This is a genomic window from Kribbella sp. NPDC026611 (assembly GCF_040638345.1).
Taxonomy (GTDB): domain Bacteria; phylum Actinomycetota; class Actinomycetes; order Propionibacteriales; family Kribbellaceae; genus Kribbella.
Genome location: NZ_JBEZYC010000004.1, coordinates 460751 through 473855, shown reverse-complemented (window position 1 = coordinate 473855; position 13105 = coordinate 460751). Strand labels below are relative to the sequence as shown.

The window sequence follows — 13105 nt, the reverse complement described above, 5'->3', positions numbered from 1 at the left end:
GGTGGCGGGATCGTGGGCGGTGCTGGCGGGGTCTGGGCGGGAGGTTGGCGGGTCGGCAGGCGTTCGGGCAGACCGAAAGGCCCCGCTGTCCTAGTGTAGGTGGCGTGAAATTCAACCCGGATGCGGATCTCGACACCAGCGGAGTCGAGGACACCCGCGGTAGTGGCGGAGGCGGCGGTGGCCGGCTGCCTGGCGGCATGATCCCGGTCGGTGGCGGGATCGGCGGCATCATCCTGCTGATCGTCATCCTGTTCCTGAGCGGCGGCCTGCCCGGTGGCAGCGACGGCAGCGGCAGCGACGAGCCCGCCGTACAGAACACCGGGGCGGGCAACCTGGGCTCCTGTAAGAAGGGCGTCGACCTGCAGAAGAACGCCGACTGCCGGTTCGTCGTCTACCAGAACTCGATCCAGAGCTTCTGGGCCGCGGAGCTCCCGCGGCGCGGGAAGAAGTACACCCCTGCCCCGCTGCGCGTCTTCGACGGCTCGGTGAACACCGGGTGCGGTCCGGCGACCAGCGCGGTCGGGCCGTTCTACTGCCCGCCGGACCACCGGGTCTACCTGGACATCGGCTTCTTCCAGACCCTGCAGAACGACCTGGGCGCCCGCGGCGGCGAGTTCGCCGAGGCGTACGTCGTCGCTCACGAGTACGGCCACCACGTCCAGAACCTGTACGGCTACCTGGACCGGATCAAGACCCGCCAGGGCCCCTCGTCGGACTCGGTCCGCTCCGAGCTCCAGGCCGACTGCCTGGCCGGCGTCTGGACCAACCACGCGACCACGGTCCCCGACAAGAGCGGCAAGCCGCTCATCACCGAGCTGACCGACGACGACATCGCCCGCGGCCTCGACGCGGCCGCCTCCGTCGGCGACGACCGCATCCAGTCCAAGACCCAGGGCCAGGTCAGCCCCGAGACCTTCACCCACGGCACCGCCGCCCAACGGATGAAGTGGTTCAAGACCGGCATGGACTCCGGCGACCTCACCGCCTGCGACACCTGGTCCGCCAACCCCCTCTGACCACCGCGACGCAACCCCCAGCCCGCCCAACGCACCACGAGGGGTTATCCCCGCCAGTTGAGTGTTCTCCCTTGGTATGCGACGGGAGAAGACTCAACCGGCGGGGATAACCCCTCGTGCGGGGAGGGTGGGACGGCCAGCCGGCCCGCGCTGGTCGTGCGGTCAGGCGACCTGGGCTGGGCGGTGGTAGGTCGGGAGGAGTTCCTCGACCAGGGCGTCTGTTTCCGGTTCGGCGCGGGCGCCGCTGTGTTTGGCGAGGGCGGCGTACATCTGGGTGGCGACGTTGGTGACGTCCGCGGTGGTGCCGAAGTGGGCTGCCAGGCGGAGGGTGGCTCGCCAGAGGTCCTCGGAGGCCGGGGAGAAGCTGAGGCCGGTCTGGAGGGCCGTGCGGGCCAGGTTGCCGTCGTTGTGGTTGAGGGAGGCCTCGGCCAGGCGGAGGGCCGCGTCGACCACGGCCTCGACCATCCGGCGCTCGATGCCGCTCGCGGCCAGCCAGGAGTAGCGGCCGGCCGGCAGGTTCGACCAGGCGGGGCCGTGGACCAGGCCGAGGGCCGTGGACAGCGGACCGCGCGGGTCGTCCATCATCGTCGCCTGCTTGGACAGCGTGCGGAACACGTCCCAGTCGACCCGGACGATGCTGCGGTTGAGCATCCAGCGGCCGGACTCGTCGGCGTACATCGCGTCCACGCCGACCCAGCGCCGGGTGTGCTCCAGCGCCGCGTCCCGCAGCTCCTCGCTGATGCCGCGCGGCCAGATCGAGCCGGCCAGCACGTTCGGGTGGACGCCGTAGTCCTGGCTGGCCAGGAACGCGATGATCTCCGTCGAGAGCGCCACCCGGCCGTCGTCGATCACGCCGCGCGCGTCGACCTCGACCGGTCCGAGCAGGTCGACCTCGACCGGCGCGGGCCGGGTGAGGTCGGTCGCGGAGAACTCGTACGCCGGCATGTTCTGCTCGCCGCGCCGCTTGTCCCGCGAGTCCGACTCGGCCGCGTCGAACAGCGCGACCAGGTCGGCGAACTGCTCCGGCGAGATGTGGTGCGCGTCGACCTCGAGGCCGAGCAGCCGGCAGACCGCCTGGCTCTTCTCGTCGACCACGAACCGCCACGGTGAGGCCATCACGTCGCCGACCACGACCACCGCGACGCTGCGCTTCTGGTCCGCGGCCAGCCGGTTCAGCCGGTCCTGCTCCTCGGGCGACGGCGGCGCGGAAACGAAGATGATCTCCGCACCCCACAACGCCGCGTCCGGGTGCGTCATCCGCGCCTCGGACACCGAGCCCACAGTACGGCGCTGGCACGCCTGCACCTGCGCGTCCGTACGGCGGGTGACCTCGGCCAGCGCGTCGTCCAGCCGGACCCAGTAGCTGAGCCGGCTCGGCGACAGCGAGGACAGGTCGTCGCCGAACCCGACCATGCTCACGTGCGCGCCCTCGGACCACAGGTTGGTCGCCAGCTCGACCGCCAGCGAACCGACCACGTCACGGGACGCGTTGTTCACGCCGCCGAAGCTGACGATTCCGTTCGCGGTATCGAGGTCTACCAGGACGGTCGCGCCGTCGGCGTTGCTGCCGACCGTGACGAGCGTCGGGTACGGCGCCGGCGCGGTGATCTCACCGGTCGGCGCGTACGCCCGGCGCAGCGTCCAGCGGGTGCCTTCGGCAATCGCCTGCCACGGACCCGGAGGCGCGGGCCGCGAGTCGTACGGGTCCAGGACCAGCGTCAGCGCGTTGTCGGTGACCAGCGCGGCGACAACGTTCGGCATCGGCCGCTCGAGCTGGGTCATGTCGGCGCCGAGCTTGCGCAGCGCCTTGTCGACGAACTCGGCCGTCGGGATGTCCGACGCCAGCCGCAGGCCGACCTCGGTCTGCCGGTGGCCGGCCGCCTTCGGGCCCGGGCCCTGGGCCCAGCCACGGCGCTTCTTCAGCGCCAGGGCCAGGCCGGCGGCCAGTACGGTCGCGCCGAATCCGTAGATCCCGGCCTCCTGCAGGCTGAAGCCGTCGTCGCTCACCACCGGCGTGGCGACCGGCACCTTGGTGCCGCCCGCGGCCGGGTCGCCCGGCTCGGCCTGCTCGCCCGGACCGTGCGGCTCGATCTTGATATTCGGCTCGCCCGGCTTGACGTTCCGCGCGGTCGGGTCGTCCTTGGCGTTGCCGATGACGACGCCCGAGCTCTGCTCGATGCCCTGCTCGGTGTACCGGCCCCGGGTCGTCGTACCGACCGTCTCCTTTCCCTCGGTCGACTTCGACGTCGTCTTCGGGGTGGTCCGGGTCTCGGTCTTCGTCTCGGTCTTGGTCTCGGTCTTCGGGTGCGTGGTGGTGGTCCGGGACTCCGGCAGCACCTTCGTCGAGTGGTCGCCGATGCTGACCCGGACCGTGTGCACGCCCGGGCCCTTGGCGTCGGCGGGCAGGCGAACCTGCCAGCCCGGCATGATCAGGTCCGGGTTGGTGAGCCGGCGACCGTCCGGCTGGAGCTTGTTCTTGTTGAGGTCGTAGATCTCCTTGTACCGGCGGCCCTCGCCCAGGTAGCGCTCGGCGATGTCCCAGAGGCAGTCGTAGTTCCGGCCCTGCGGCGGACGGACCTCGGTGTACTTGATGACCTGACCCTTGTGGTCGTGATTGGTCCGTACGCCGGTCGTCACGCCGCCGGTCGTCTTGTGCTGGTTGCCAGTGAGAACCGAACTGCGCGGCTCGGTCTGACGGAACTCCGACGTGGAGCCCCGATCGTTGCCGTGGGTCTGCGTCACCGAGGTCGGCGCGGCCGGGCCGCTGGCGGTGACCGCGCTGGCGACCGGCAGGCTCACGCTCGCGGCGCCGGCGATCAGTACGACGGTAGAGATCAGGCGACGGGCCAGCGTCTGCGAGCCGCCGCCGAACGGGATGCGTGGAGAGAGACCGTGCCCGCGGACCTCCGCGACCGCCTCGGCGATCAGGCAGACCACGAAGTGGACCCAGGCGATCCAGATGAAGAACGCGATGATGCCGAGCACTGTCCGCACGTCCAGCTCGCTGAACAGCGTGTCGGTCGTCGGCATCTTGTCCGGCCACGGGCTGCCGATGAACCGCAGCAGCACGTACGGAACCCCGCCGACGATCGCCAGGATCGCGAGCAGCGCGACGAACCCCTTCAGCCGATCCGCCCCCGGGCTCCCACCCGTAGCCTGCGGCAACCGCGCCGCCCGCACCGGCTCATTCGTCCTGACCATCACGCCTCCAATCCCCCCTACCCACCAATAGCCTGAACTTCTTGCACCGGCAACCGCTGCACGGCGTGCACATCAGCCTGCCCGATCGGGTGCCACCCGTTCTGGTCCTTGCCGATCCAGTACGACACTTCCCACGTGATCGTCAGCTTCACGGTGTACATCGCGTCGGGCTCGGTCGCGCTCGATCGCTTGTAGACGTGCTTGCAGGTGTTGATCTGGTGGTCCGGATCCTGGCTTTCGTCGTACCCGTCCGGGTCGTCGGCCGGCGTCACTCCCATCTTGCAGGTGAACGGCTCCGTGCCGTCACCGGGATCGATCAGGATCTTGACGACCATCCCCCGCATGGTGAGGTTGTGCGTCTGGTTGTAGTACCCACTCAACTCACCCGTGTTCTCGTAGACCATCGAGCTGGCCGGGGTCAGCGAGAAGAACGCCGGGACGTTGACCCGGGGAGTGAAGGTCGGCATCACCTGGAGCGCGGGGTCCGGGTAGTTGCTCTTGAAGTGGCGCCAGAACTGTTCCATGTAGTCCGGGAACGGGCACTGCGCCTCGTCCGCCGCGTCGACCGGTACGTACGCACGCTCCAGGTGGGCGGCCGGACCACCGTTGTACGTGTCGAGCTTGTAGTCGGTGATGGTGATCCGCATCACCCACTTCTTGCCGTCCGGCGCCTGCGGGAGCTTGATGCCGTCCGGGATCGGGAAGTCGCGGCACGGGATGAACGGGCGGCCGGCCAGCCGCTGCCGCCACGTGGGTGGCGGGGTCCCGGTCCCCAGGTAGGCCGCACCCGAGCTGCAGTAGGCACCGAAGCCGACCGAGTTGACGTACATGCTGCAGACCGTGTTGCCGGTCTGGATGGTTTCGGCCGATGCGGTGGTGAGGGGGGCGGCCATGAGTAGCGCGAGGACTGTGCTCAGGGTGAGCAGTGCGCGGCTGACTCGGTTGTGCATCCTCACTCCCCAGGCTCGTCTTCTCGCAGGTTATCTTCGACCAGGTGCATCATGCCCGTTGCCGAGTACCCCGTCACCTCATCGCAACGTGAATTCTGTTGTTCCGATCTAGGCCGGATAGCGCACTCCTGCGCAGTTCACGCCGTTCGTCGGCCCCAGGCGGTACGGCAGCCAGCCGATCCCCGTCTTGATCACGTCGATCACCTCCGGTGCGCCGTGCGGCGCGACCACGGTCCACTGTTTCGCCTTCGGATCCCAGTACTGCGAGGTCTGCGAGCGGCACAGCTGCACCCGAACGGTTCCGTCCGACTGTCCCTTGGTACCCACGACCACCACGCTCCCCGGCGGATGCATGACCCAGCCGTTGCGCTCGGCATCGTTGATCTCCTCGAACACGTCCGCGTAGAAGAACGACGGGAAGCGCTTCTTCAGCACGGTGTCGTCCTTCGCGACCAGCGCCTGGAAGTACAGCGGATACACGGACACGAGGCCTTGGACGGCTGGGTTGTTCCGGAAGTTCCCGGTGACGATGTAGATCTGCCGCCCGGTGGCAGTTGCCGACGACTGCGGCGCCGACGGCTCGGACGGTGTGGGCGTGCTCGATGCGGAGGCGCTCGGAGTGGTCGAGGTCGTCGTACCGCCGCCGTCGCCGGCCGGCTGGGGCAGGCCGCCGTCGGTTGAGTCCTTCTTGCCGCACGCGGACAGCAGCAGGACAACGACCAGTGCTGCGGCGGGCAGCTTCGACCTACTCACAGATGAAAGTCCTTCGTCTTACCGGTGGGTCTTGGTCTTGGTGGGTGTGGGCGAGCTCGTCGGTGGCGTGCTGGACGGTGGGGTGTCCGTCGGGGTGGCAGTCGGCTTGCACGTCGGCGGGAACGGGATCGGCGACCAGGTCCAGGTAGGCGTCGGCGAGCCGATCGTCCAGTCCGGGCAGGGCAGGTCGATCGTCGGCGGGTGCGGTTCGCCGATCGTGCCGCCGGGGCCGTCGGGGCTGGTGAGGACGACGATGCCTGGGATGGTGGGGCTGTCGTCGGCCTTGTTGATGCCTTGTTCCGGGTGCGCCTGGCCGGTGCCGACCGCCTTCAGGGAGTTCCGGCCGATGAGGCCCAGGAAGGTGGTCTTGTTGGCGATGTCGACCTGGATGTCGACTTCCTTCTCGGTCAGGGTGGTGGGGGTGCACGCGGACACTGCCGGGTCGTTGGCTTTGACCTGGCCACAGAAGGCGGTGATCGCGGTGGCGGCCTTGACGGTGTCGATCTTGGCTTCGGACGAGTTGAGCTGGATCGCCGCGGCGCCTACCCGCGCGGCCTCCTGGGCGTAGCCGACGGCGCGGGAGCGGGCACCGAGCTGGCGGCCGCCGTCGATGACGAGGCCGGCGAGCATGAAGATCATCACCGCGAGGATCGCGACCGCGGGACTCAGCGCACCCCGGCCCAGGGGACGACGGCGCAGGGTACGGCGTTTGTTGCTAGGGGCATCAATTCGGAAGAAACCCAGGAAATCAGGAGCCTGCACCGCGCACCCCCCGGTACGGGTCGAGCGACGAGGTGAAGCGTTTGGTGATCGTGGTGTCGCCGCCCAGGCCGAGCAGGCCGAGATCGCGGTAGTTGATCGTGCAAGTGACCTCGACCGAGAGCGCCTCGCCGGGGTTGAAGCCGGTGGTGATCGAGCCGGCGGCGGACTCCTTGCAGGACTTGACCGCCTGACCCATCGTCGACGTGACCGCGTCGTTCACCCGCCCCTGTGCTTCGGCGAGCGACCGCGACTGGCTCGCACCCCGCGCGCCGTCCCGCGCCGCACTCTCCAGCAGCGAACCGGTCTGGAAGTACCGGCCGCAGGCCAGCAGGAACATGAACAGCATCAGCAGCACCGGCGCGAGAATCACCATCTCCAGTGCCATCGTCCCGCGCTGGGTCCGCTTCATTTGGTGTCGGCCTCGAACTGTTCGATGGGGCCGGTGGCGGTGCGGCTCACCTTCAGCTTGAGGCCAGGCACCAGCGAGACGGTGTCGCCGGTGACGGTGAACGAGACCATGCCTTCCGGGCTGTTGTACGACGGGAACGCGACGTTCGTGTTCTGCAACGTGGTGCCACCGAGCTGCGCGGCGTACGACTGGATGTCGGAGCGCACCTTCTCCCCCACCGCCGGCGAGTACACCGGCGGCTGGACCAGCCGGAGCCGGGAGACGCCTTCCTGCGCGGCGTTCAGCGCGACCGACCGCCCGTAGAGCCACAGGGCGGTCTGGATCGAGAGGAAGATGAGGGCGAGGATCGCGGGCGCCAGGATCGACAGCTCGAGCGTGCTGACCCCGCGCTCCGACCGCCGCCGCAGCCGGTGCTTCAAGGATCAGCCCTGGTCGATCTCACCGGTGCGCTTGTCGATGACGCGCTTGACCACGACGCCGATCGCGAGCGCGGCGGCGACCAGGATCGCCGAGATGATGGCCCACTCCAGCGCCGAGGCGCCGAGCTCGGTGCGGCCCTGTCGTGCCCGGGCCCGTTGTGCGTGCGCCCGCGCCACCGCGTAGCTGACCATCGCGCGCCAGAACTGCAGTTCCGAGTTCATCAGTGTGCCTTCCGAAGTATGCGGCCGAAGCAGGCCTCAGTATGCCCTCTAGGACGGACAGTCCGTCCCGCTGGATCCCATGCCCCGATCACTGTTTCGCCTAACTTCCGAGGATCGCCACGCCGGCCGGGAAGGCCAGGAAGAGAAAGAACGCGGCGATCATGACGAGCTGAGCCACCAGCATGGACTGGGAGCGCTCACCCGCCTTACCTTCCACATCGGCCAGCTCCTTGCGGCGCAGCGATGCCGCCCGGGCGAGCAGCGAGGCCCGGATCTTCGCGCCCTCGTCGCCCGCCAGTGCGAGCGCCGACGCCAGGTCGCGCAGCTCGTCGACGCCGAGGTCCTCGCCCAGCCGGGCCATCGCGTCCCACGGCGTGATGCCGATCAGCCGCGCGTTCGCGAGCGCCTGCCGGATCCGCGCCATCGCCCAGTGCTCGCCGATCGTCGACGCCGTCATCAGCGCCTCCGGCAGGCCGCGGCCACCGGCCAGGTTCATCGCGACCAGGTCCAGGAAGCTACCGACCACGTGCCGGAAGTCGCGCCGCCGCTTCTCCGCCTCCTGCCGCAACGCCAGGTCCGGCAGGAAGAACGCGAACGCCATGAACGCCAGCGTCACGATCGCCGGGCTGGCACCCGGTGCGCCCAGCCCGATCGCCGCGAACAGGAACAGCATGATCGGGATGAACACCATCGCGCCGAGGGCGAAGAACACCTTGGTGGCAAGCATCGCCGCGAACGGCTGGTTCATCACCGCGAGGTCGCGGCGCAGCTTGCCGAACGCCCAGCCGCGCGCGTTCGCCTCGGCCTCGAGCCGGCGGCCGAGCGTCTCGCGAGCCCGGTCCACCCCGCCGAGCACCTTCTCGCCCGCGGCGCTGGCCGTCGCCGCGCTGGAGTACCCGCCGCGGCCGGCGTCGATCCGCGCGATGGTGGACAGCACGTTCGCGCGCGGCTTGATGAACATCCGCAGCAGCACGTACACGCCGAGTCCGGCGACCCCGCCGGCGATGAAGGCCCACGTCATCCGTTCACGACCTCCATCCGCTCCTCGCCACGAGTCATCCGCTGGTTGTTCGTACTCCCGATCAGGAACCGCTCGGGTACCTCGATCTTCGCCAGCCGCCGCAGCCAGAGCAGGCCGAGCGCGTACAGCGCGATCACGACCAGCAGCACGACCTGCCCGATGAAACTCGTGTACGGCGCCATGTACGTCGGGTTGAACAGCACCAGCCCGGCGGCCATGATCAGCGTCACCGCGACGACGACCTGGACGCTGCGCCGGGTCGACCGCCGTTCGGCCGCGACCTTCCGCCGTACGTCGAGCTCCTCGCGGGCCGAGTCGGCCAGCGCGCTGAGCACCTCGCGCAGGCCGGGGCCGCGCAGGCGCGCGTTCAGGACCAGAGCCGCAACGATCAGGTCGGCGGACGGGTCGTCGAGGTCGTCGGCGAACCGCATCAGTGCCGAGGGCAACGGTTCGCGGATGCGCAGCCGGTCGACCAGCAGGTTCAGGCCGGGCTTGATCGCCGGGGCCGCGTTGATCGCGGTGGCCGGGATCGCCTGCTCCAGACCGACCGCACCGGCGATGGTGTCGCGCAGCGCCTCTGTCCAGGTGGCCAGCGCCTCCAGCCGGTCGATCGCCCGGCGCTCCTCGCCGCTGCCGCCGAAGAACCGGTCGGCCATCGCGGCCAGCAGACCGAGGGCGGCGGCGAGCACGAGCCAGCGGGTCACCACCAGCACCAGCAGGCCGACGCCGATCCCGACGCCCACCCGGATCAGGTTCTTCCGGTTCTCGGCGGACCGGTTGCGGAACAGCGATGGCGTCTCGTCGCGGCGCTCGGTGCCGCGGATCGCGATGATCAGCAGCATCACCGCGCCGCCCACCACCGCTCCGCAGAGCAGCGCCCCAAGGGTCCGGTCGTTCATCCCATCACGCCCAGGTCCCGTGCACGAGCGGCTGGTAGCCGTAGTGCTCGAGCTCGTCCATGCAGGCGATCGGGGCGTGCGCCGCCGCGCGGCCGTCCGGTCCGGGCGCGAACACCTCGCCGGACAGCACCCGGCCGTCCCAGCCGGTCACCTCGCGGATGCTCTCGATGTACCGGCTGACGCCGCCGCCGTGCTGGTAGTCGTTGTGCCGGCGGACGAACACGACGAAGTCGAGCGCGCCCGCGATCAGCATCTGGGTGGCGTCCATCGGCAGCCGCTCCATCGCCTGGATCGCGTAGGTGCTGATCCGGTTGAACACCTCCATCGAGCTGTTCGAGTGGATCGTCGACAGCGAGCCGTCGTTGCCCTGGCTCATCGCGTTCAGCATCGTCACGATCTCGTCGCCGAGGACCTCACCGACGATCACCCGCGACGGGTTCATCCGCAGCGAGCGGCGGACCAGGTCGGCCATCGTGACCTCGCCGACGCCCTCGGAGTTCGGCAGCCGCTCCTCGAACGCGACCACGTTCGGGTGCAGGTCCTTGAACTCGCCCAGCCCGAGCTCGAGCGAGCGCTCGACCGTGATCAGCCGCTCGTGCGGCGGGATCTCGTTGGCCAGGGCCCGTAGCAGCGTGGTCTTCCCGGAGTTGGTCGCACCCGCGATCATCACGTTCTTCCGGGCCGCGACGGCCGCCCGGAGGAACGACGCGACGTCGTCGGACATGGTGCCGTTGACCACCAGGTCGCGGAGAAACACCCGGCCGAGGCGGGCCCGCCGGATGGAGACCGCGGGGCGGGACGTCACACCCATCACGGCGGACAGCCGGGAGCCGTCGGGCAGGCGCAGGTCGAGCTGCGGGTTGGCCGAGTCGAACGGCCGGCTGGTCAGACCCGCGTGCGCCGCGAGTACCTGGATCAGCTCGACCAGTTCCTCGTCGCTCTCGGCCACCGGACCCGGCGTCTCCTCGCGGCCGTCGCCGTACTGCACGAAGACCTGGTCGCAGCCGTTGATGTCGATGTTCTCGACCTCGGGGTCGTCGATCAGCGGCTGCAGCCGGCCGACACCGAACAGGGCCGAGTGGATCGCGCCGGCGATCTGCGCGTCGTCCTCCGGGGTCGGCGGCGTCCGGCCCTCGGCCAGCTCATAGCGGGCGTGGTCCTCCAGCACCTGCACGATCAACGACCGCGCGTACTCCCGCTCGTCCTCCGCGCTCATCGGAGGTACGCCGTTCACCTGGTCGCGCCGGCGCTGCTCGTTCAGCCGCTCGGCGACCTGCACGCGCAGCTTCCGGACCAGCTCCTGGTCAGCGCTCATCGGTACTCCCCTGGCGGGAACGCCGCGTTCGCCATGTCGTAGGCCTCGGGCGGTGGGGCGGCGACGAGCGAAGCCATCTCCGCGGTGATCTCGGTCGCGGTCCGGATCAGCGGGGTCTTGTCCAGCCGGCCGTGGCCGCGTCCGTCGAAGAACGCGGCGCCGGCCGGGTCGTACGCGAGGTGCCAGCGGTGCCGCACCGGTACGGACATCGCGTCCAGCACGGTCCACACCTGCTTCACACCGTCACGCTTCTTCGGGTCGCCGACGACGACCACCCCGAGCTGAGCGTCCACGTGGTGCACCAGCGACGACAGCCGCTCCCGCAGGTGCGCGACCGACGAGCCGGTCGCCGTACACACCAGGACGACGAGCCGGGCGGACTGGATCACCGGCAGCTGCGGCGAGGCCGCACCGATCCGGCCACAATCCGCGAGGACGTCACCGTTCTGCATCTGGTTGAACGAGATGCCCAGCGGGTGCCACAGACCGCCCATACCGCCGACCTGCTCGGGCGAACGGACACCGATCAGTACGTCGAGACCTCCGTCGAGCTGCTGGCTGTGCGCGAGGATCACCTCGTCGCCCAGCCCCTTCCGACTCGCGGCGGCCAGGCTGACCAGACCACGGTCGGAGTTGAGCGGCGAACCACCCGGCCCGGTCATCCGGATCGCCACGTCACTACCGGCTGGGTCGCACTCGGCCAGCAGCACCTGCCGCGGCCAGAGCGCACCAAAGACCAGGCTGGCGGTCGTGACCCCCGGAGACCCCTTGGCGCTCGCCAATGCCACCAGTGCCATCAGTTGCCCCCGAAACGCGACACGTCGGTCTTGGTGCTCGGCGACAGCTTGCCCAGGACCAGCGACTTCGCCGCCGCGGCGGCCGCCACAGTGGCGAGCTTGTCGGTCGGGACCAGGACCGTCACGTTCAGCGTGCTGTTCGTACTCGTCTTGTCGCCCGAGATCGCACCCGACACCGCGGTCACCTCGGCCGCGGCGACCAGCGTCTGGGCCGAGACCGTCTCCTGGTTCGAGGTGGGGACGCGGATCACCGAGACCTTGTCGCCGACGTCCACGCCGTCCGACGGCGCCCGGCCCGCATCGAGGGTGAGACCAACGAGTGCGCCGTTGGTCGGGACTGGCGGGTTGGTGTCGGTGGTGAAGTTCTTCGGGGTGACGAACTGGTCCTTGTAGATCCACCCGGTGGTGTAGTGGCCGAGGTACTTCTCGGCCTGCGACCACGGGATCATGCCGCCGGTCGCGCCGGCCAGGTCACCGCGGGACAGGTCCTTGCGCTCCAGCCGGTGCCCGGGCTCCAGGTCGCTGTTGACGGCGACGAAGTCGGACCGGTTGCCGCTGTTCAGCGCGATCAGCGCGGAGCCCGCGGCACCGAGCAGAATGAGGATCACCGCCAGCGCAGCCAGTGCGGGGCGGCGCTCTCGGCTGCTCGGGAGGCGGGTCGACCCACCGCCCGCCGATCGGCCCGCTCCGCGAGAGCCTGGGGACGGGGTACGCGTGGAGGACGAGAGACTCACGCGCCTACCGTAATGGCAGGGAGGTGCCAACCGGGCCGCGCGGGGGCTCAGTCTCAGGGCCGTTACCGGCTCGCGACCCGGTCCCGCTCCGCGGTGGTCAGCAGCTCGTTGAACGCACCGGGTCCGCCGTACAATTGGTCTAGATAGGTGTACAGGGCCTGCAGGCTCTTGCCGAGCTCGGACTGCCACCCGTCCGCTGCCGCCAGCTGCGCCGCGAGGGTGCGGCCTTCGACCAGTGTCACCGCCGCGTTCACCGGCTGGATCAGCCGTTCGCCGCGCGGGTCCGGCACCTTGCTGCGCCCGCGTACCTTCCGTACGACGTCGGCGAGCGCCTGCCGCTCCGCGCCGGCGTAGACGTAGTCGAACCCGTCCGGCCCGTGCAGCTGGTCGAGGTAGTCACAGAGCGCGAGGAACAGCTCGACACCGTCGTACTCCGGGCCGTCGCCGGCCACGTGGCGCAACCGGGCCACCATGCTCCGAGCCTCGGACACTGACCATCGCGAGCTGCCCAGCCGGTCGACCATGGCCGCATCCTAGGCGCGGCCCGCGGGTAATTTGTTAACAACTCGGGTCGTTCGAGTTGCTGGCGAGTAACCGAATGTTTGCT

At 69.7% G+C, this 13105-nt stretch carries 14 protein-coding genes; 1 reads left to right on the top strand and 13 read right to left on the bottom strand.

The genetic code is table 11. The features are described 5' to 3' along the window. Positions 1–104: 104 nt before the first annotated feature. On the top strand, positions 105–1016 hold the full coding sequence (locus tag AB0E69_RS19365; protein WP_360147254.1) for a neutral zinc metallopeptidase: 912 nt from the start codon (positions 105–107) through the stop codon (positions 1014–1016). Positions 1017–1178: 162 nt separating this feature from the next. Here the strand turns inward: AB0E69_RS19365 and AB0E69_RS19360 are convergent, their stop codons facing one another. The 13 genes from AB0E69_RS19360 to AB0E69_RS19300 form a co-directional block, all read right to left on the bottom strand. Next, the gene (locus tag AB0E69_RS19360; protein ID WP_360147251.1) at positions 1179–4217 is read right to left on the bottom strand and encodes a BTAD domain-containing putative transcriptional regulator; all 3039 of its coding nucleotides are present in this window, start codon (positions 4215–4217) and stop codon (positions 1179–1181) included. A 17-nt stretch (positions 4218–4234) separates the two neighbouring features. Then, positions 4235–5167: a hypothetical protein gene (locus AB0E69_RS19355; RefSeq protein WP_360147248.1), complete on the bottom strand. Its 933-nt coding sequence runs from the start codon at positions 5165–5167 to the stop codon at positions 4235–4237. A gap of 108 nt (positions 5168–5275) precedes the next feature. After that, a complete protein-coding gene (locus AB0E69_RS19350) occupies positions 5276–5920 on the bottom strand; it encodes a hypothetical protein (RefSeq protein WP_360147245.1) in 645 nt (214 codons plus the stop codon). An 18-nt stretch (positions 5921–5938) separates the two neighbouring features. Then, positions 5939–6682, bottom strand: a complete 744-nt coding sequence (locus AB0E69_RS19345; RefSeq protein ID WP_360147242.1) for a TadE/TadG family type IV pilus assembly protein — start codon at positions 6680–6682, stop codon at positions 5939–5941. After that, the gene (locus AB0E69_RS19340) at positions 6669–7091 is read right to left on the bottom strand and encodes a TadE family protein (RefSeq protein WP_360147239.1); all 423 of its coding nucleotides are present in this window, start codon (positions 7089–7091) and stop codon (positions 6669–6671) included. Before AB0E69_RS19340 ends, AB0E69_RS19345 begins: the two co-directional genes overlap by 14 nt. Beyond that, positions 7088–7510, bottom strand: a complete 423-nt coding sequence (locus AB0E69_RS19335; protein WP_360147236.1) for a TadE family protein — start codon at positions 7508–7510, stop codon at positions 7088–7090. Before AB0E69_RS19335 ends, AB0E69_RS19340 begins: the two co-directional genes overlap by 4 nt. 3 nt (positions 7511–7513) lie before the next feature. Continuing rightward, positions 7514–7732 (bottom strand): hypothetical protein, encoded by a 219-nt coding sequence (locus tag AB0E69_RS19330; protein WP_360147233.1) that lies wholly within the window; start codon positions 7730–7732, stop codon positions 7514–7516. Between the two features lie 100 nt (positions 7733–7832). Further along, positions 7833–8753: a type II secretion system F family protein gene (locus tag AB0E69_RS19325; protein ID WP_360147230.1), complete on the bottom strand. Its 921-nt coding sequence runs from the start codon at positions 8751–8753 to the stop codon at positions 7833–7835. After that, entirely contained in the window at positions 8750–9652 is a 903-nt protein-coding gene (locus AB0E69_RS19320) for a type II secretion system F family protein (RefSeq protein ID WP_360147227.1), read from the bottom strand. Before AB0E69_RS19320 ends, AB0E69_RS19325 begins: the two co-directional genes overlap by 4 nt. 4 nt (positions 9653–9656) lie before the next feature. After that, positions 9657–10967 (bottom strand): ATPase, T2SS/T4P/T4SS family, encoded by a 1311-nt coding sequence (locus tag AB0E69_RS19315; protein ID WP_360147224.1) that lies wholly within the window; start codon positions 10965–10967, stop codon positions 9657–9659. Continuing rightward, positions 10964–11764: a hypothetical protein gene (locus AB0E69_RS19310; RefSeq protein ID WP_360147221.1), complete on the bottom strand. Its 801-nt coding sequence runs from the start codon at positions 11762–11764 to the stop codon at positions 10964–10966. Before AB0E69_RS19310 ends, AB0E69_RS19315 begins: the two co-directional genes overlap by 4 nt. Next, positions 11764–12498, bottom strand: coding sequence for a hypothetical protein (locus AB0E69_RS19305; RefSeq protein WP_360147218.1), 735 nt, complete (start codon positions 12496–12498; stop codon positions 11764–11766). Before AB0E69_RS19305 ends, AB0E69_RS19310 begins: the two co-directional genes overlap by 1 nt. Before the next feature lie 62 nt (positions 12499–12560). After that, entirely contained in the window at positions 12561–13022 is a 462-nt protein-coding gene (locus AB0E69_RS19300; RefSeq protein WP_360147215.1) for a hypothetical protein, read from the bottom strand. Between the last annotated feature and the right edge of the window lie 83 nt (positions 13023–13105).